The sequence below is a fragment of the Teichococcus wenyumeiae genome (genome assembly GCF_003696345.1).
Lineage (GTDB): Bacteria > Pseudomonadota > Alphaproteobacteria > Acetobacterales > Acetobacteraceae > Pseudoroseomonas > Pseudoroseomonas wenyumeiae.
The window spans coordinates 73,518-91,163 of sequence record NZ_RFLX01000010.1 but is presented as its reverse complement, the minus strand read 5'-3'; the positions used below and the strand labels follow the sequence as shown (position 1 = coordinate 91,163).

At 67.8% G+C, this 17,646-nt stretch carries 18 protein-coding genes; 9 read left to right on the top strand and 9 right to left on the bottom strand.

The window, feature by feature from the left end; translation table 11 throughout:
- Window positions 1-9: 9 nt before the first annotated feature.
- The 4 genes from EBE87_RS14625 (at window position 10) to EBE87_RS14610 (ending at window position 4,612) form a co-directional block, all read left to right on the top strand.
- Window positions 10-840 (top strand): polysaccharide deacetylase family protein, encoded by an 831-nt coding sequence (locus tag EBE87_RS14625; RefSeq protein WP_120640054.1) that lies wholly within the window; start codon window positions 10-12, stop codon window positions 838-840.
- A gap of 29 nt (window positions 841-869) precedes the next feature.
- Window positions 870-2,477: an ABC transporter substrate-binding protein gene (locus EBE87_RS14620; RefSeq protein ID WP_120640053.1), complete on the top strand. Its 1,608-nt coding sequence runs from the start codon at window positions 870-872 to the stop codon at window positions 2,475-2,477.
- 189 nt (window positions 2,478-2,666) lie between these two features.
- Entirely contained in the window at window positions 2,667-3,482 is an 816-nt protein-coding gene (locus EBE87_RS14615) for an alpha/beta fold hydrolase (protein WP_120640052.1), read from the top strand.
- Window positions 3,483-3,514: 32 nt separating this feature from the next.
- Window positions 3,515-4,612, top strand: a complete 1,098-nt coding sequence (locus EBE87_RS14610) for a PAS domain-containing sensor histidine kinase (RefSeq protein WP_120640051.1) — start codon at window positions 3,515-3,517, stop codon at window positions 4,610-4,612.
- Window positions 4,613-4,685: 73 nt separating this feature from the next.
- On the opposite strand, the gene EBE87_RS14605 is transcribed toward EBE87_RS14610, so the two are convergent.
- The 6 genes from EBE87_RS14605 to EBE87_RS14585 form a co-directional block, all read right to left on the bottom strand.
- A complete protein-coding gene (locus tag EBE87_RS14605) occupies window positions 4,686-4,865 on the bottom strand; it encodes a hypothetical protein (RefSeq protein WP_120640050.1) in 180 nt (59 codons plus the stop codon).
- Between the two features lie 163 nt (window positions 4,866-5,028).
- Window positions 5,029-5,631, bottom strand: coding sequence for a DUF2937 family protein (locus EBE87_RS14600; RefSeq protein WP_120640049.1), 603 nt, complete (start codon window positions 5,629-5,631; stop codon window positions 5,029-5,031).
- Between the two features lie 369 nt (window positions 5,632-6,000).
- The gene (locus tag EBE87_RS28650) at window positions 6,001-6,285 is read right to left on the bottom strand and encodes a hypothetical protein (protein ID WP_147426155.1); all 285 of its coding nucleotides are present in this window, start codon (window positions 6,283-6,285) and stop codon (window positions 6,001-6,003) included.
- A gap of 124 nt (window positions 6,286-6,409) precedes the next feature.
- A complete protein-coding gene (locus tag EBE87_RS14595; protein ID WP_120640048.1) occupies window positions 6,410-7,627 on the bottom strand; it encodes an MFS transporter in 1,218 nt (405 codons plus the stop codon).
- A gap of 314 nt (window positions 7,628-7,941) precedes the next feature.
- Window positions 7,942-8,172 (bottom strand): tautomerase family protein, encoded by a 231-nt coding sequence (locus EBE87_RS14590; RefSeq protein ID WP_120640047.1) that lies wholly within the window; start codon window positions 8,170-8,172, stop codon window positions 7,942-7,944.
- 79 nt (window positions 8,173-8,251) lie between these two features.
- A complete protein-coding gene (locus EBE87_RS14585; RefSeq protein WP_120640046.1) occupies window positions 8,252-8,647 on the bottom strand; it encodes a (R)-mandelonitrile lyase in 396 nt (131 codons plus the stop codon).
- Window positions 8,648-8,977: 330 nt separating this feature from the next.
- On the opposite strand from EBE87_RS14585, the gene hisD reads away from it, so the two are divergent.
- The 5 genes from hisD to modD all read left to right on the top strand — a co-directional run bounded on the left by hisD (window position 8,978) and on the right by modD (window position 13,491).
- The gene (hisD, locus tag EBE87_RS14580; protein WP_120640045.1) at window positions 8,978-10,285 is read left to right on the top strand and encodes a histidinol dehydrogenase; all 1,308 of its coding nucleotides are present in this window, start codon (window positions 8,978-8,980) and stop codon (window positions 10,283-10,285) included.
- A gap of 26 nt (window positions 10,286-10,311) precedes the next feature.
- Window positions 10,312-11,250 carry a 3-hydroxyacyl-CoA dehydrogenase gene (locus tag EBE87_RS14575; protein ID WP_120640044.1) on the top strand — a complete coding sequence of 313 codons (939 nt, stop codon included), beginning with the start codon at window positions 10,312-10,314 and terminating at the stop codon, window positions 11,248-11,250.
- Window positions 11,250-12,011 carry an SDR family NAD(P)-dependent oxidoreductase gene (locus tag EBE87_RS14570; protein WP_122140050.1) on the top strand — a complete coding sequence of 254 codons (762 nt, stop codon included), beginning with the start codon at window positions 11,250-11,252 and terminating at the stop codon, window positions 12,009-12,011. The genes EBE87_RS14575 and EBE87_RS14570 overlap by 1 nt, the downstream gene beginning before the upstream one ends.
- A gap of 71 nt (window positions 12,012-12,082) precedes the next feature.
- Window positions 12,083-12,490 (top strand): peptide-methionine (R)-S-oxide reductase MsrB, encoded by a 408-nt coding sequence (gene msrB, locus EBE87_RS14565; RefSeq protein WP_120638501.1) that lies wholly within the window; start codon window positions 12,083-12,085, stop codon window positions 12,488-12,490.
- A gap of 149 nt (window positions 12,491-12,639) precedes the next feature.
- Window positions 12,640-13,491, top strand: a complete 852-nt coding sequence (gene modD, locus EBE87_RS14560; RefSeq protein ID WP_120638502.1) for a ModD protein — start codon at window positions 12,640-12,642, stop codon at window positions 13,489-13,491.
- A 10-nt stretch (window positions 13,492-13,501) separates the two neighbouring features.
- Here modD and EBE87_RS14555 read toward each other — a convergent pair whose 3' ends face one another.
- The 3 genes from EBE87_RS14555 to EBE87_RS14545 form a co-directional block, all read right to left on the bottom strand.
- Window positions 13,502-14,761 (bottom strand): multidrug effflux MFS transporter, encoded by a 1,260-nt coding sequence (locus EBE87_RS14555; protein ID WP_233553219.1) that lies wholly within the window; start codon window positions 14,759-14,761, stop codon window positions 13,502-13,504.
- A gap of 105 nt (window positions 14,762-14,866) precedes the next feature.
- Window positions 14,867-15,700: a DUF2272 domain-containing protein gene (locus EBE87_RS29710; RefSeq protein WP_233553220.1), complete on the bottom strand. Its 834-nt coding sequence runs from the start codon at window positions 15,698-15,700 to the stop codon at window positions 14,867-14,869.
- A gap of 53 nt (window positions 15,701-15,753) precedes the next feature.
- Complete coding sequence (locus EBE87_RS14545; protein WP_120638504.1) at window positions 15,754-17,619, bottom strand: monovalent cation:proton antiporter-2 (CPA2) family protein; 1,866 nt, start codon at window positions 17,617-17,619, stop codon at window positions 15,754-15,756.
- Window positions 17,620-17,646: the final 27 nt, after the last annotated feature.

Below are 17,646 nucleotides of genomic sequence, written 5' to 3'. Positions count from 1 at the left end.
GGAACGACCATGATCGACATGAAGGTGAACTGGCCGAGCGGCGCCCGCATCGCGGTGATGCTGACCTTCGATTTCGATGCCGAGACGCTGTGGCTCTCCCGCGACCCGGCCAATGCGCGCCGCCCGGGTATCCTGAGCCAGGGCGTCTATGGCGCCCGTGTCGCCGTGCCGAAGATCCTGGAGACGCTGGCGGAGGAAGAGGTCAAGGCCACCTTCTTCGTGCCGGGCTGGACCGCCGAGCACCATGCCAGCCGTGGCGAGATGATCCTGAAGGGCGGGCATGAAATCGCCCACCATTCCTATTCCCACAACTGGATCGACCCCGATTTCCCCGAAAAGGAAGTGGAGGAGATGGAGAAGGGGCTGGAGGCGCTGAAGCGCGTGCTGGGCGTGGTGCCGAAGGGCTATCGCTCGCCCGCCGGCGAAAGCAGCGACAACATGGTCTCGCTGCTGCAGAAGCATGGCTTCCTGTACGACAGCTCGCTGATGTCCGACATCAATCCCTACCGGCTGGAGCTGCCGGATGGCAGCCGCGGGCCGATCGAACTGCCCTGGCACTGGAGCCTGGACGACGCGCCGCATGCGCTGTTCTCCATCAAGAGCCCGCGCCCGATCTTTCCCAACAGCCACCTGCGCGAGATCTTCCAGGACGAGTTCCGCGAGATCTACCGCTGGGGCGGCCTTTATAACCTCGTGATGCATCCGCAGATCAGCGGCCGCCCGAGCCGCGTGGCGCTGCTGCGCGAGATGATCCAGTGGATGAAGACCTTCCCTGGCGTCTGGTTCGCCACGGGGGCCGAGGTGGCGCAGGCCTGGTCCGCCGCGCATGAGGCTGGCTGAGCGCGGTGGGCAACGGGAAAGATAAGAGCATGCAGCTTCGGAATTGGCTTCGCAGGACAGTCCTCGCCTCGGCGCTGCTGGCAGCGGCTGGGGCGGCCGCACCGGTCATCGCGCAGCCGGCGGAAAAGCCGCTGCGGCTGGTGATCAATGTCGGTTTGCAGGTACTGGACCCGATCGTCGGCACCTCCTTCGTCACGCGCAACTTCGCCTACATGGTCTTCGACACGCTGGTGGCGATGGACAGCAAGGGCGACATCAAGCCGCAGATGCTGGAGGGCTGGCAGGTCAGCGATGACGGCCTGACCTATACCTTCACCCTGCGCCCCGGGCTGGAGTGGCATGACGGCAAGCCGGTGACGGCGGAGGATTGCGTCGCCTCCATCAAGCGCTGGGGCGGGCGCGATTCCACCGGCCGGCGCCTGATGGCCGCCACCAAGGAGTTGCGGGCGGAAGGCGAGAACCGCTTCGTGCTGCAACTGGCACGGCCTTTCGGCGGCGTCATCGACGCGCTGGCCAAGCCCAGCGTGCATGTGCCCTTCATGATGCCCGCGCGCATCGCCGGCAGCACGCCGCCGACCGAGGCGGTGAAGGAGATCGTGGGTTCCGGCCCCTTCCTCTTCGTCAAGGACGAGTGGGTGCCGGGCGAGAAGGCCATCTTCCGCCGCAACCCGCGCTACCAGCCGCGCAGCGAGCCCGCCGATGGCCTGGCCGGCGGCAAGGTGGTGCATATCGAGCGCGCCGAGTTCGTCAACATCAACGACCCGGCCACCCGCGCCGCCGCCTTGCAGAATGGCGAGGTGGATTACCTCGAATACGCGCCGCTGGATTTCCTGCCGGTGCTGAGCCGCGACCGCAAGCTGACCATCGCCAAGCCCGGCGGCATCGCGCAGATCATGGGCGGGCTGGCGCTGAACCATGCCCAGCCGCCCTTCAACAACCTGAAGGTGCGCCAGGCCTTGCAGATGGCGCTGGACCAGAGCGAGACGGTGGCCGTGCATGGCCTGCCGGATGGCATGTTCATGCCCATCTGCCAGTCCATGACCATGTGCGGCACGCGCTACAGCAGCGAGGCCGGCAGCGAGGGCCTGCGGCAGCCCAGCATCGAACGCGCCAAGCAGATGCTGAAGGAATCCGGCTACAGGAATGAGCGGGTGGTTCTGCTGCACCCGGCGGATTCGGCGCTGATCAACCCGATGGCCATGGTGGTGGCCGACCGCATGAAGCAGATCGGGCTGAATGTCGATCAGCAGACGCTGGACTGGGCCACCGCCGCGCAGCGCTGGTTGAGCCGGGAGCCGGTGGAAAAGGGCGGCTGGAGCGCCGTGCCCGTGGTCTATACCGGCTTCGACCTTTCCGACCCACTGAGCAACCTGGGCATCGGCTACAACTGCACCGGCACCGCGCCCTGGCTCTATTGCGACGAGCAGCTGACGCCGCTGTTGCAGCAGTTCGAGGCGGAGGCGGATCTCGGCAAGCGCAGGCAGATCATGGCCGAGATCAACCGCCATGCCCTGGCCAATGTGAACTTCCCGCTCACTGGCCAGTTCTCCAGCCCGGCGGTCTGGCGCTCTGAGTTGCAAGGCGTGATCGATTTCGGCTTTCCGGTGCTCTGGAACATCCGCCGCGCGGCACGCTGACCCGGCGGGGGGGTGGGAGAGCCGCCGCCGGCTTTCCCCACTCCTGAGCGGACAGCATGGCAGATCCGGTTAGGAGAACTCCTGCCGCTGGTCTATTGATGCACCATCAGTGGCAGCGCCCAGGCTGAGGCAGAGGCTGGTTGAACCATGTGCCTGCGCGCTGCATCCTCGGCGCGACGGAGACCAAGCATGGTGATCGCCAGGAACAATGTGCGCATCCTGGGGCACGGGCGGCAGTCCGTTGTCTTCGCGCATGGCTATGGCTGCGACCAGGAGGTCTGGCAGCTTCTGACACCCGCCTTCCTGGCCGATTACCGCGTTGTGCTCTTCGACCATGTCGGCTCCGGTGGCTCCGACCTTTCCGCCTATAACCCTGAGCGTTACTCCAGCCTGCACGCCTATGCCGAGGATGTGCTGGATGTCTGCGAGGCCAGTTGCGGCGATGCGCCGATCTTCATCGGCCATTCCGTCGGCGCCATCATCGGCGCATTGGCGGCGGCCAGGCAGCCAGGCTACTTCGCCCGGTTGGTGATGCTGACGCCGTCCCCCTGCTACCTCAACGATGGCGACTATCCCGGGGGCTTCAGCCGGCAGGACATCGAGGACCTGCTGGGGCTGCTGGACCGCAACAGGCTGAGCTGGGCCCGGCTGATGGCGGAAACCATCATGGGAAACCCCGACCGGCCCGACTTGGCGGAGGATCTGGCGGAGCGCTTCTGCCGCACCGACCCGGTGGTCGCGCGGCAATTCGCCCGCGTCACCTTCCTGTCCGATCACCGTGCCGTGCTGCCGGCGGTGAGCACCGAGACCCTGGTGCTGCAATGCGCCCATGATGCCATCGCGCCCGATGCCGTGGGCGCTTACGTGCAGGCGCATCTGCCGCGCGGGCACCTGGTGCGGCTGAAGGCCAGCGGCCACTGCCCACATCTCAGCGCGCCCCTGGAAACGGCGGCGGCCATCCGGTCCTGGCTGGCGGATAATCACTTCTCCCGGGCCAGGGCGTGACCGGCACGCCGGTACCAGGCGGCGTCACCCCAATGGATCTGGATGGCGATTCCCCTGGCGGGCGGATCTCGACGCGGCCGGACGGCAGCATCCTGCAGGTCAACCGCACCTTCCTGAGCTGGACGGGGCATGATGAGGCCAGTCTGACGGGCCACCGCTTCCAGGACCTCCTACCGCCGGCCGGGCGCGTCTTCCACGACCTGCGCTACCTGCCGGCACTGCTGCTGGGCGGGGTGGTGGAGGAGATGGACCTCGACCTGCTGCGGGTGGATGGGCAACGCCTGCCGGTCCTGGCCAGCGCGCGGCTGCTGCGGGATGCTGAAAGCCAGCCGGAGCGCATCCTGCTCAGCTTCACCCTGGCAACGGAGCGCCGCCACTACGAGCGGGAGCTCCTGCAGGCGCGTCACCGCGCCGAGGCGGCGGAGGCCGAATTGCGGCAGGCGCTGGGCGCCGCCCAGGCCGCCGATGCCGCCAAGGGCCGCTTCCTTTCAGCGATGCAGCATGAGTTCCGCACGCCGATCGGGCTGATCATGGGTTACGGTGAATTGCTGGCCATGGGTGCGGCGCCTGCCCAGCAGCGGGATTATCTGGCCGCCATCCAGGATGCCGCCGGGCGGCTGCTGCACCTGGTCGATGACGCGGCGCTTTATACCGAGGTCTTCGCCGCCAGCACGCCATTGCGGCTGACCAGCATGTCGGTCGGCCTGCTGACACGGCAGGCGACGCAGATGGCCGCGGTACGGCTGGCCGATGCGGGGATGCGGGTCTCGACGACAGAGGTGCCGGATCTCTCGGCCCAGGTGGAGCCGAAACTGATGCGCGACGGCATTGCCAGCCTGATGCGTGAACTGGCCGGCCGCGCACCCGCAGGGGCACGTCTGGAGATCGGCTGGGCGGCTGGGAAGGCAGGGCTGGAACTGACCCTGCGCTGCGACGCATTGGCGCTGCCGCCTGAAATAGCGGCGCGGCTCAAGGAACCCCTGGGGATGGAAAACCTGCATAGGCGGTCGCTGGAGGGCGCCGGGCTCGGCGTGGCCATCGCCACCCAGGTGATGCAACTGCATCAAGGCAGTCTCAGGCTGGAGAGCACCACGGGCGGTGGCACGCTCTTCCGCCTGACGCTGCCTTGAGGCGGCTGACTACAGCCGCCGCGTAATGCCGCGCCCTCGCTTCGCCGCAGCAATGACCTGACGGGCGAAAGTGTCAGAAGGGGCGGTAGGAGCCCATCAGGAAGCCATTCTTCTCGCCCCAGCTGTTCCAGCTGCCATTCATTTCGGCCAGCTCGGCATAGGCGGCGCTCTCGCGCTCGCGGCGAGCGGCGGCGACCGCGTCTTCCCGGGTCTTCTTGGCGCTGCGGATCTCGACCAGCTTGCTGTCCATCATCGGTCTCCTGCTCTGCTTTAGGAATTAGGGCAGGCGGCTGCCACATTCCAGCCCCAATTTGGGCAAAGGAGGTCACGTTTTTGCCATTTTTGGCCCTGATTTTGCGTGGAAATTAAAACGATTCAGGAACGCGACAGGCAGAAAGAGGCAGGCAGCGGCCAGATTATGGCAGGGAATCGCGGGCAGGGAGGGTGGGATGCCGCCGTTCGACAGCGGTATTCAGGCGCTTTGGCCTTGGCCGCCACAAAGCGGCCAGGAACGTCAGCAGCAACTGCGCGAGCAAGAGACCCAGCATCAAGCCAGCAAGGCCATAGATCGCGCCAGCCGTGCTGATCACCACCTGCGGCACATGCGTCGCCCAGGCGATGCGCAGCACCTCCCGCGTTTCGGTCCCGGCATCCTCAACCAGTTCCCACCCGGCCTTCAATGGCCGCAGCAGCTCCGGTGCGGCCATCAGCCTCCTGTAGCTGTCCCGCAGCAGTCCCTCCCGGGCGATGGAGGCGGAAAGGCCTTCGGCATTGGCGGGTTCAAGCGGGCGAAGGGCATCCACGGCGGCGGCATCGGCCATGGTGTCACTCCAACGGTAATACTGGCTGGCGACTTCCTTGCGCTGGTTGATGTCACGCCTGGTGCCTTCGGCCACCTGCAACAGCGCGGTGGTATAGGCATGAGTCAGGGCCGGCAGTTGCAACGCTGCCAGGGCAAACATCAAGCCCAGCCCGAACCGGATGCTGTCTGAAAGCCAACCCGCGATGAAGCGCCGCATCGGCCATATATCCCTGGCTGCCTTGGTCAGAGAAGCGGTGCAGGGGCCACGGGGTTGCGGTCAGACATGCCGCCAGTCGAAATTGCAGGTACTTCAAAGCAGCAAGAATGACGGCTGCATGATCACGTTATGCAAGCAAATAAATCGGTGCTGATGCGCGCGGGGCCATCAACAGGCCTCTGCTCTCCTGAGACAGAACGATCAGCACGACACCGGCCTCTACTTTGCACGCAGTCCGAAAATCTTGTCTGCAATTCAGACAAGAAAGGAAAGCAAGAGATTGCAGGAAATTGCTGCCGCCAGAGCGTGCCAGTGAAAAGGGTGGACGAAAGGTGAGGCAGGCTTTCTTTTTGTCCTCCTCCGCAGGTACTAACCCTTCCGGAGCTTCTTCGCATTTGCCCGCACCCGAACGCGGGCAGGCGCCATGGCAGCGTTCACGATGCTGTTCGGCTTCGCTCCGCGTAGCGTAGCGAGACTGGCCTTCATGCTGCCCTCGGCGAAGGCCTTTTGTTTTTCGGCTCCCAAGGCAGCGAGGCGTGCGGTGGCTTTGGCTGGGTTGGCCCAAAGCTGGGCGCTGTGCATAGCGAAAACCCAGCCGGCTTCCGCCAGCCACGCATAGGCAGCAAAGGGATGGGCGGTGTTTCTGCGGGCCATGTCCTGCACCTGGGGATGACCCTGCCGTAAAACGAGGGGCGCGTGGTCATCAACGATTGCTCAAGAGCCGCCCTTAACCCTGTGGATTCGGAGGTCCGAAGCGGTTTCTCGGGATAGCCAAGCTTCAACCTCGGCCGCTGGCCAGTCGTGTCGCCGCCTTGCTGCGGCCAAGGCGCAGCATCGCGATGCATCCCAGTGCGGGGCCGATCGCCAGCGAGGCGAAGGCGCCGCCCCAGCCTATGCTGCCGACCAGCACTGGCATGAGATGGATGGTGACCAGTGTCAGCGCGAAGCCAAGGCAGTTCTGCACCGTCAGCATGGTGCCGGTCAGCCTGGGGTCCGAGAGTTCCGCCACGCTCGCGGAGAACTGGGCGGAGTCGGCTATCACCGCGACGCCCCAGACAAAGCAGAGCCCGATGGTCAGCGCCGGGTGCAGTCCGAAAGCCGGCCCGGCCAGGAGGCAGCACGCGCCAGAGGTGGCCATTGCCCATACCGTCACACGAACCCGGCCAAGACGGTCGGCCAGGAGGCCGGCGGCCACGCAGCCGATCGTGCCGGCGGCGACCACGGCGAAGGTTGCCATCGCCGCTCCTCCGGATGCGGCCCCGCCGCCACCGCGCCATGCCGCGAAGCTGGCGGCGAGATAGGCCCCGACCCAGGCCCACATGGCGTAGAGTTCCCACATGTGGCCGAGATAGCCGAGGGTCGTGAGCCGCGTGCCACGGTTGCGCCAAAGCTCCAGCGCGGCGGCAGGCTTGAAGGGGGCCGCTGGCGCATGCCGCGGCCCGAGCTTCACCAGGCCGATGAGGCCAGCCCCAAGGACTGCTGCCAGCGAGGCTGTCGTCAGCGTGAGCCGCCAGTCCAGGCCACCTAGCGCATTTGCCAGATGCGGCGAGGCCGAGCCGAGTGTCAGCCCGCCCACGAGGATGCCGATGACCAGCCCGGTGTCGCCCCGGTCAGCCCAGCCGACGGCGAGCTTCATGCCGACCGGATAAACGCCCGCCAGGGCGGCACCGGTCAGGAAGCGCGCGGCGATGGCCATGGCCGATCCGGCTGGAAAGACCAGGATCGCAGCATTTACGGCTGCCCCGAGCAGCGCCGCCGTGATGAAGAAGCGGCGAGGGTCGTAGCGGTCGGCCAGGGTCAGCACGGCGCTGATGAGAGTGCCCAGGACAAAGCCGGCCTGCACGGCGCCGGTCAGAAGCGCCTGGAAGGTCGAGCCCACCGCGATGCCGGCTTCGCGGGCCATCCCGGGTCCGGCCGCCGTGCCCGAAAACCAGAGCGAGAGCGCCAGCACCTGCGCAATGGTAATCAGCGCAAGGTTGGTAGCCTTACCGTTCAAGGAGCATCCCCTTCTTGCTTGCTTGGCACTGCCTCTGTGGGGAGGGAACACATCATGCGGCTTCGCGTCAGGTTTTGCTCAATGTGGCCCTCAATGCGCCGTGCGGTCAAAGCTGGGGCGTGGCGGCCGGGCCAGAAGCAGGTCGGGGATGGAATGGGCGGTCCTGCGGCCACGCCTTCGGCGCGGCGGTAGGGCAGCCGGAAGGCGGCGGAGCATCATGGGCTGCATGCTCCGCTTCCCCCGCGCCAGCTCGGGAAGGGGCAGGCGATGCCACCCTCAAGGGGCGGCGGCCGCAGGCGCGAATGGTCAGCGCCTCAAAGGGGATTGTAGCCGGGCTTTTTATAGAGCGTGTCAGGCTTGGAGAGGATATCCGGACGATAGACTGCCTCGACCCATTCTTCTGGCTGAACATCCTCGATGCTGACGGACACGGCGGCGTCTTTATGGCCGGTGGCGCCCATGACGGCCTTGGTCACTTCCTCAGCGATCCGCGCCTTCTGCTGCTCGGTTTGCCCCGTGTAAATCTTGACGATGACATGCGGCATCAGCCGTTCCTTTTCTGTGCGGGAAACCAGTGTGCGGTGAAGCCGGCAGCGGCGGCAACACCGTGTCTCAGCAACTGATTCAGGGCTGGTACTGCTCGTCCGTCACCTGTTCCAGCCAATCCACGGGGGAGCCGTTGAGCTTTTCCTGAATGGCGATATGGGTCATGGCCGTGGTCGGCGTGGCACCATGCCAGTGTTTTTCACCCGGCGGGAACCAGACCACGTCACCCGGCCGAATTTCCTCCACAGGGCCACCCTCGCGCTGCGCCCAGCCGCAGCCGGCGGTGACCACCAGCGTCTGCCCAAGCGGATGCGTGTGCCAGGCGGTACGGGCACCGGGCTCAAAGGTCACCAGCGCGCCGGCAACGCGGGCCGGATCGGGCGGGCTGAACAAGGGATCAATGCGAACCGTGCCGGTGAAGTAGTCGGGCGGCCCCTTGCCGGAGGGCTGTGTGCCCGGGCGCTTGATGTCCATTCACGCTCTCCATCATGTCTGCCAATGAGCACCTTAACAGGCACCCGCGATATTCCTGCCAGCAACTGGTGGAGGGATGCGGGCGGAACTGGAGCATGAACCGAAAGGGTCTGTGAGAGGCTCTTCTGAATAAAGAAGCCGGGCTCAAGAATCTCGAGGCTTTCCGGGCGCGGCGCGTGCCGACCAGGAATTCCGCCTCAGACAGTGGAGCCAGCGGTGAGCCTGATGCCGGCTGCCGCCAAGCATCAGGGGGACCCCCCGTTGCAGGTCTCCAGGGAGTGGTCTAGGCTTTATGCATACGTATGCAACATGCCTGGGGGAGAGTGATCCATGGCGCAGTGGCTCAAGCGCGGAACCGATGTGGAAGCCGCCAAGTCGGCAGACCGGCAGGTGCGGGAGACGGTGGAAGCCATCCTGCTGGATATCGAGGCGCGCGGCGACACGGCGGTGCGTGAACTCTCCATCCGCTTCGATAAATGGGACCGGGACGGCTACCGCCTCAGCCCCTCGGAGATTCAGGACTGCATGGCCCAGTTGAAGGACCGCGACCTGGACGACATCGCCTTCGCCCAGACCCAGGTCCGCAACTTCGCCCAGGCCCAGCGCGACGCGCTGAAGGATATCGAGGTGGAGACGCTGCCGGGCGTGGTGCTCGGCCACAAGAACATCCCGGTGAACTCGGTGGGCTGCTATGTGCCCGGCGGCAAGTATCCGCTGTTGGCCTCGGCCCATATGTCGGTCATCACCGCCAAGGTGGCGGGCGTGCCGCGCATCATCACCTGCGCGCCGCCGTATCAGGGCAAGCCGGCGCCGGCCATCGTCGCCGCGCAGCACATGGCGGGCGCGGACGAGATCTATTGCCTCGGCGGCATCCAGGCCATCGGCGCCATGGCGCTGGGCACGCAGAGCATCGAGAGCGTGGACATGCTGGTCGGCCCCGGCAATGCCTTTGTCGCCGAGGCCAAGCGGCAGCTCTATGGCCGTGTCGGCATCGACCTCTTCGCCGGCCCGACCGAGACGCTGGTGATCGCCGATGAGGCCGTGGACGGCGAGATGTGCGCCACCGACCTGCTGGGCCAGGCCGAGCATGGCCCTGATTCGCCCGCCATCCTGCTGACCACTTCCGAGAAGCTGGCGCGGGAAACCATGGCGGAGGTGGAGCGCCTGTTGAAGATCCTGCCCACCGCCGAGATCGCGCGGAAGGCCTGGGAAAGCCATGGCGCCGTCATCGTCGCGGAAGACGATGCGGAAATGCTGAAGATCGCCGACCAGATCGCTTCCGAGCATGTGCAGGTCATGACCAGTGACCCCGACTGGTTCCTGGACCGCATGACGAACTACGGCGCGCTCTTCCTCGGCCCGCGCACCAACGTGGCCTATGGCGACAAGGTCATCGGCACCAACCACACGCTGCCCACCAAGAAGGCGGCGCGCTACACGGGTGGCCTCTGGGTCGGCAAGTTCCTCAAGACCTGCACCTATCAGCGCGTGCTGACGGATGAGGCCTCGGCCAGCATTGGCGAATACTGCTCCCGCCTTTGCGCGCTGGAAGGCTTCACGGGCCACGGGGAACAGGCCAACCTGCGGGTGCGGCGCTACGGCGGCAAGAACGTGCCCTACGGCGCCGCCGCCGAATAAGAAGACGAGAGGGAGGAACGCACCCAATGGCCGAGAAGATCGCCATCATCGGCACAGGACTGGTCGGCAGCGGCTGGGCCGTGGTCTTCGCCCGCGCGGGCTGCGACGTCGCCATGTACGACGCCGCGCCCGGCGGGGCGGAGCAGGGGCGGGAGGTGGTGGCGCAGCAGCTCAACGACCTCGCCGCCTATGGGCTGGTGGAGGATGAGCCCTCGGCCATCCTGGCCCGTGTCTCCGTCGCCACGACGCTGAAGGAGGCACTGGACGGCGCCGTCTACGCGCAGGAAAGCACCTTCGAGCGCACCGACGTGAAGCGCGAGGTCTTCAGCGCCATCGACGCGGTGATCGGTCCCGACACCCTGGTGGGCTCCTCCTCCTCCGGCATCCCGGCCTCGGCATATACCGACCACGTGGCCTGCAAGGCCCGCTGCCTGGTGGCGCATCCGGTCAACCCGCCCTCGCTGGCCCCGGTGGTGGAACTGGTGCCCGCCCCCTGGACGGCGCCGGAGACGGTGAAGGCGGTGCGCGCCCTGATGGAGCGTGTCGGCCAGGCGCCGGTGGAGATGACGCGGGAGATTGAGGGCTTCATCCTCAACCGCCTTCAGGGCGTGCTGCTGATGGAGGCCTGGCGGCTGGTGGAAGCCGGGCTCGCCACGGCCGAGGACGTGGACAAGACGGTTTCCAAGGGCCTCGGCCTCCGCTGGGCCTTCATGGGGCCCTTCGAGACCATCGACCTCAATGCCCCTGGCGGCGTGGCGGATTACGCGCGGCGCCTGGGCCCGCTCTACCACAGCATCGCTGCTTCCACGGATGAGCACCGCGTCTGGGACGAGGCGCTGATCGGTGCGGTGGAGGCGCAGCGGCGGGAGGTGCTGCCGGCTTCCGACCTCGCCACCCGCCGCGCCTGGCGCGACCGCCGCCTGATGGCGCTGGCCCGCCACCTGAAGAACGCGGAGGCCTCGTGATGCTGCCCCGCACGCCATCCTTCCGCCTGGACGGGCGGCGCGCGCTGGTGACCGGGGCGGGGCGGGGCATCGGCCTCGCCGCCGCCGCGGCGCTGGCCGAGGCGGGGGCGCATGTCACCCTCGCCGCCCGCACGGCGAATGAGATCACGGAAGGCGCCGAGGCCATCCGCGCCGCCGGTGGCAGTGCCGATACGCTCTGCCTGGACGTGGGCGATACCAGGGCCACCGCTGCCGCGCTGGCGGCGCGGGAGCCTTACGGCATCCTGGTCAACAATGCCGGCACCAACCGCCCGGCGCCCTTCACCGAGGTGACGGTGGAGGATTTCGACGCGGTGATGAACCTGAACCTGCGCGGCGCCTTCTTCGCCGCCCAGGCGGTGGCGAAGCGGCTGGTGGAAGCCGGGCAGCCCGGCTCCATCATCCATATCTCCTCCCAGATGGGGCATGTGGGCGGGCCACGCCGCACCGTCTATTGCGCCAGCAAGCACGCCATCGAGGGCCTGACCAAGGCCATGGCCATCGACCTGGCGCCGCATGGCATCCGGGTGAACAGCATCGGCCCCACATTCATCGAGACGCCGATGACGCGGCCCTTCTTCGAGGACCCGGCCTTCAAGGAGCATGTGCTGGGCAAGATCAAGCTGGGCCGCATCGGGCAGGTGGAGGACCTGATGGGGGCGGTGCTCTTCCTGGCCTCCGATGCCTCGGCGCTGATGACCGGGTCGGCCATGCTGGTGGATGGCGGCTGGACGGCGGAGTAGGGAGACCCCATCTCTCTGCCACGATGAACCTCTGGCCGTTTTCCCGCCGGACTTCCACGGAGCCCCGCGCCATGGACACCCATACCCGCCAATACCCCGTCACCTTCACGGATGCCGAGTGGCGCCAGCGGCTGACGCCCGAGCAGTACCAGGTGATGCGCCAGCACGGCACGGAGCGCCCGGGCACCTGCGCCCTGCTGCATGAGAAGCGCCAGGGCACCTTCTCCTGCGCCGGCTGCGGCCAGCCGCTTTTCACCAACAGCCGCAAGTTCGAGAGCGGCACCGGCTGGCCCTCCTTCGACGAGCCGCTGGAGGGCGCGGTGGAGACCACGACCGACCGCAGCTACGGCATGGTGCGGACCGAGGTGCATTGCTCCCGCTGCGGCAGCCACCTCGGCCATGTCTTCCCGGACGGCCCGCCGCCCAGCCACAACCGCTACTGCATCAACGGCGTGGCAATGGATTTCACCCCCGCCTGACTCCCTGGCCCGCGCCCGATTCCGGGCGCGGGCCAAGCCCGAGGCATGACTCAGCGGCATGTGAGCCGCCCGCTGCGTCCTGTCATGCCCTGGCGCGGACGGCGCTATCGTGTTTCCTCAGGCACCCGCGCAGGAGGAAACCAGCCGTCATGACATTCCTGATATCCACCGCCCGGCTGGAAGCGATGTTGCGGGAAGACGCCCCTTACGGCGACCTGACCACGCAGGCCCTGGATATCGGCGACACGCGGGGCCAGGCGGTGCTGCGCGCCGGCGCCACCATGATGCTGTGCTGCGCCGAGGAAGCCGAGGCGCTGTTCCGCCTCGCCGGCTGCACCGATGCGCACCGCGTCGCCGCCTCCGGTGGCCTGCTGGAGGAGGGCGGCACCATCCTGACCGCGGAAGGCCCGGTCTCCGGGCTTTACCTAGCCGCCCGGGCGGCGCAGGCGCTGATGGAGACCGCCTCCGGCGTCGCCAGCCGTGCTGCCCGCATCCGCAGCGAGGCCCGCAGCGCGCGGCCGGATATCGTGGTGGCCTGCACGCGCAGGCACCTGCCGGGCATCAAGGACGTGATGCTGAAGGCCATCATGACCGCCGGCTGCATCCCGAACCGTCTGGGCCTTTCGGACAGCCTGCTGGTATCCGCGCAGCACCGTGCCTTCCTGGGCCGGGAGCCGGCGCATCGCTGGGTGTCCCGCGTGCGGGCCGTGCAGCCGGCGCGCCGGCTGGTGGTCGAGGCATTCAGCGTGGATGAGGCGGTGCTGCTGGCCCATGCCGGCGTCGATACCGTGCAATGCGACGGGCTCTCGCCCGAGCAGTTCGCCGAGGTATCCCGCGCCCTGGCCGACCATGGCAGCCGCCCCGTGCTGGCCGCCGCCGGCGACATCCATGAAGGCAATGCCGCCGCCTATGCGCGGGCGGGGGCCGATGTGCTCGTCACCTCCGCGCCCTTCGCGGCGGCGCCGCTGGACGTGAAGGTGACGATGGACCGGCTGGGCTAGGGCCCAGCCGTCAGGCGGTATGGCGGGGACGGAACAGCCGCCCGCCCTCGGCGAAGAGCACCACCGCCAGCGCGGCGATGCCGCAGGTGGCGAAGCCCAGCATCAGCGGCCCCGTGGTGCCGTTGAACTGCTGGCCGATGAAGAAGCCGATCAGCGCCCCGCCCACGGTGGTGATGAAGCCCTGCACCGCCGAGGCCGTGCCGGCGATATGCCCCAGCGGCTCCATGGCCATGGAACCGAAGTTCGGGCCGGTCAGGCCGAAGCAGAACATCATGCCCGCCTGCAGCAGCGCGAAGCTCCAGAGGTTCTCATGCCCGGAGAGCGCCACGCCCGCATGCACCACCGCGAAGGCGATGTAGCCCAGCAGCGCGGTGTGGGAGATGCGGCGCGTGCCGAAGCGCCCCACCAGCTTGGCGTTCAGCACCGAGGCGACCGCCATGGCAATGGCGACGGCCGCGAAGATGGTGGTGAAGAGTTCCGGCGCCTGGAAGGTATCCGCGAAGACCTGCTGCGCGGAGTTGATGAAGCCGAAGAGGCTGCCCAGCATCAGCGTCATGGCCAGCATGTAGCCCACCGCCACGCGGTCGCTGAGCACGAAGCGGAAGGCCGCCAGGATGCGGCCGGCATCGATGGGCAGGCGGTCTTCCGGGTGCAGTGTCTCCGGCAGGCGGCTGAGCGCCCAGAGGCTGACCGCCCCGCCGAAGACCGCCAGGAAGAGGAAGATGAAGCGCCAGGGCGCCACCAGCATGATCAGCTGGCCCAGGGTCGGCGCCACCACCGGCACCGCCAGGAAGACGATGAAGGCCAGCGACATCACCTGCGCCATCTTCCGCCCGGCATAGCAGTCCCGCACGATGGAAACCGCCAGCACACGCGTGCTGGCCGCGCCGATACCCTGCAGCACGCGGGCGGCGAGCATGGTCTCGAAGCTGCCGCTGAACATCGCGAGCAGGCTGGCCAGCGTATAGATGCCGAAGCCCGCCAGCAGCACCGGCTTGCGGCCGTAGCGGTCCGCCAGCGGCCCATAGAAGATCTGCGCCGCGCCAAAGCCCAGGAGATAGGCGGTGATGATCCACTGCCGCTGGTTGTCGGTGGCGACCCCCAGCGCATGGCCGATCTCGGGCAGCGCCGGCAGCATGGAATCGATGGCCAGCGCATTGGTCATCATCATGGCGGCGATGATTGTCACGAATTCCCGGAAGCCCATGCCGGGGTGGGGCGCCGGGGTCTTGAGCCTGGGGGGCGCGGTGGCTCCGTCCGTTGTTGCCATCTGCCTGTTCCTGTTCTGTCGCCGCCGTCTCTACTGCACCTGCGAAGATGAGGTAAGCAGCCGGAGGGCGGGGCAGGGCTGCTGCCGGGCCCGGGGCCTGTCACATCATGGCGCGCTGTCCAGCCGGTTCTCGAAGACCACGAAGAAGGGCGCCTTGTCCCAGGGCGGCGGCAGGGCATGGCCGGCCCGGTCGGCCGGGAAGCGGCGCAGCACCACCGCATCCAGCACATTGCCGCCGATGGCCTGCACCAGCCCGCCGCCGGCAGCCACCACCACGTCGCAATGCATGGGGCGGAACTGCCCGGCCTCCGCCAGCTTGTCCTGCCAATGGTAGAGCGGCGCCGCCGAGCGGTCGGCGCAGATCAGGTCGCCCGGCCGGGGCGCGTATTCCGAGGGGGCGTGGGGACGGAAGGCTGCATTCTCCGGGGAGCTTGCCCAGCTCGCCAGCAATGCGTCGATATAGGCGGAATGCGCGGCCGAGGGCGGGAAGACAAAGCCCGGCACCTGCGCCCGCTGCATCACATAACTGATGAAGGCGGCCGACCAGGCCGGATAGGCCCAGAGCGAGATGGAGGGCAGGGCAGGCGGTGGCGCGCCTTCAGGCAAAATCTCCGTCAGCCCCGCCAGCAGCGCGTCATGGGTGTCCTGGTGGCGGCGGATGACGCCGGGGCCTTCCGGCACCGCTTCCCAGTAGGTGAGCACATTGGAATAGTTTTCCGGCGCCGCCGCCGCCGGCAGGGCCTCGGGCCATCCATCCACCGTCAGCCGGCCCCAGCGTTCCCATTCCGTCAGGGCCGCGCGCACCAGGGCGGCGCTCTGCGTCGCCGGTAGGTTGGAGCCCGAGGGCACCGTGGGTGGAGGAGGTGGCGAGGCGCAGCCCGCCAGAAGCGCCGCCCCGGCCATCGCCAGGGTCAGCCCCTTCCTCATCCATCCACGCATCAGATCCGCTCCGCCTCGGTTGCGGAAGCTTCAACGCGGCAGAGAGCTTTAGGTCACACAGGATGTCCATCCTGTTGCAGGGCATCGCGCTCGGCGGCCTCCTGGATCACCGCCTCCGTTTCCCGGCTCAGCGCCTGGCCGGGCTGGCGGGGGCGGGTCAGCGGCTTCGGCACCATGCGGTTGCCATGCATCAGCGCACGGGCGGCCTCCCGCTCTCCCAGCCCTTCCAGCTCCAGCCGGGCGCGGTCACGGCGGCGGATATCGGCTTCGATCTCGCCCAGGGCCTCTTCCGCCTCGCCAAGCTGGCGCAGGGCGGCGGTGCCGAAGGCAAGGGCGGATTCCAGGGTCTCCCGCAGATGGAAATCGACACCCGCCTTCAGCAGCGCCAGTACATGCGGGCGGTCATAGGCGCGGGCCATCACCGGCGTCAGGGGGAACTCGGCCTTGAGCAGCCGTACTATGGCGGTGGTGGTCTCCGGCCGGTCGGTGCAGACCAGCACGGCGCGGGCATGGCCGGCGCCGCTGGCATGCAGCACATCCAGCCGCCGCCCGTCACCATAATAAACCTTGAAGCCGAAGCCGGCGGCGGCGCGGATCATCTCGGTATCGGATTCGATGATGGTGATGTCGATGCCCCGCGCCAGCAGCCCCTGGCTGGCTACCTGCCCGAAGCGGCCGAAGCCGATCATCAGCACATGGTCATGCACGGCGCCGATCTGCTCGGCCCCTTCCACACCATCGAGGTCCGGTGGCGCGGCGGGTTCCGGCAGCAGGCGCATGGCCGCCACCACCAGCGGCGTCAACGCCATGGAGAGCACCACCACCGCCGTCAGCACCGCATTGATCCGTGGCTCGAAGATCCCGGCGGCGGTGGCGGCGGCATAAAGCACGAAGGCGAATTCGCCGCCCTGGCCCATCAGCGCGGCGCGGTGCAGGGCTTCCCGCAGGCCGGCGCAGGTCATGCGCGCGACGATCAGGATGCCGGCGGATTTCACCGCCATCATCACCACCACGCTGGCCAGGATGATCTGCCAGTCCCGCCCCACCAGCGCCACGTCCAGCGACATGCCGACGCCCATGAAGAACAGGCCGAGCAGGATGCCGCGGAAGGGCTCGATATCCGCCTCCAGCTGCCGCCGGAATGGGCTTTCCGACAGCATGACCCCGGCGGCGAAGGCGCCCATGGCCATGGACAGCCCGCCCGCCTGCATGGCCAGGGCCGCGCCCAGCACCACCAGCAGGGCGGCGGCGGTCATCACCTCCCGCGCCCCGGCATTGGCCAGCAGGGAGAAGAGCGGCGTCAGCAGCCAGCGGCTGACCGCTACCAGCGTGGCGATGGCCGCGACCGCGATGCCCGCCGTCACCCATTGCGAGGTATCGCTGCCGCCCGAGGGCACCGGTGCCAGCACCGCCACGACCGCCAGCAGCGGCACGATGGCCAGGTCCTCCAGCAGCAGGATGGAGACGATGCGCTGGCCGGCCAGGGTGCTGGTCTCGCCGCGTTCCTCCAGGATCTGCATGACGATGGCGGTGGAGGAGAGCACGAAGCCCATGGCTGCCAGAAAGGCCGTGGGCAGCGGGAAGCCCAGCAGCCAGCCCAGCCCGGTCAACAGCCCGCCGCAGACCGCCACCTGCGTCAGGCCCGAGCCAAAGATATCCCGCCGCATGCCCCAGAGCCGTGAGGGCTGCATCTCGAGCCCGATGACGAAGAGGAACATGACCACGCCCAGTTCCGCCACATGCAGCACCGCCTGGGGGTCCTGGAAGAAGCGCAGCCCAAAGGGGCCGATGGCCAGCCCCGCCGCCAGGTAGCCCAGCACCGAGCCCAGCCCCAGCCGGCGGAACAGCGGCACCGCCACCACGCCGGCGGCGAGCACCACCACTACCTGCACCAGATCGCTGCCATGCTCGGCTGCCATGCCGTCTTTGCTCCTGTCCGCGTGGTC

Coding starts and splice junctions, on each gene's coding strand:
- EBE87_RS14625 (WP_120640054.1), top strand. CDS start 10: ATGATCGACATGAAGGTGAACTGGCCGAGCGGCGCCCGCATCGCGGTG.
- EBE87_RS14620 (WP_120640053.1), top strand. CDS start 870: ATGCAGCTTCGGAATTGGCTTCGCAGGACAGTCCTCGCCTCGGCGCTG.
- EBE87_RS14615 (WP_120640052.1), top strand. CDS start 2,667: ATGGTGATCGCCAGGAACAATGTGCGCATCCTGGGGCACGGGCGGCAG.
- EBE87_RS14610 (WP_120640051.1), top strand. CDS start 3,515: ATGGATCTGGATGGCGATTCCCCTGGCGGGCGGATCTCGACGCGGCCG.
- EBE87_RS14605 (WP_120640050.1), bottom strand. CDS start 4,865: ATGATGGACAGCAAGCTGGTCGAGATCCGCAGCGCCAAGAAGACCCGG.
- EBE87_RS14600 (WP_120640049.1), bottom strand. CDS start 5,631: ATGCGGCGCTTCATCGCGGGTTGGCTTTCAGACAGCATCCGGTTCGGG.
- EBE87_RS28650 (WP_147426155.1), bottom strand. CDS start 6,285: ATGGCCCGCAGAAACACCGCCCATCCCTTTGCTGCCTATGCGTGGCTG.
- EBE87_RS14590 (WP_120640047.1), bottom strand. CDS start 8,172: ATGCCGCATGTCATCGTCAAGATTTACACGGGGCAAACCGAGCAGCAG.
- EBE87_RS14585 (WP_120640046.1), bottom strand. CDS start 8,647: ATGGACATCAAGCGCCCGGGCACACAGCCCTCCGGCAAGGGGCCGCCC.
- hisD (WP_120640045.1), top strand. CDS start 8,978: ATGGCGCAGTGGCTCAAGCGCGGAACCGATGTGGAAGCCGCCAAGTCG.
- EBE87_RS14575 (WP_120640044.1), top strand. CDS start 10,312: ATGGCCGAGAAGATCGCCATCATCGGCACAGGACTGGTCGGCAGCGGC.
- EBE87_RS14570 (WP_122140050.1), top strand. CDS start 11,250: ATGCTGCCCCGCACGCCATCCTTCCGCCTGGACGGGCGGCGCGCGCTG.
- msrB (WP_120638501.1), top strand. CDS start 12,083: ATGGACACCCATACCCGCCAATACCCCGTCACCTTCACGGATGCCGAG.
- modD (WP_120638502.1), top strand. CDS start 12,640: ATGACATTCCTGATATCCACCGCCCGGCTGGAAGCGATGTTGCGGGAA.
- EBE87_RS14555 (WP_233553219.1), bottom strand. CDS start 14,761: ATGGCAACAACGGACGGAGCCACCGCGCCCCCCAGGCTCAAGACCCCG.
- EBE87_RS29710 (WP_233553220.1), bottom strand. CDS start 15,700: ATGCGTGGATGGATGAGGAAGGGGCTGACCCTGGCGATGGCCGGGGCG.
- EBE87_RS14545 (WP_120638504.1), bottom strand. CDS start 17,619: ATGGCAGCCGAGCATGGCAGCGATCTGGTGCAGGTAGTGGTGGTGCTC.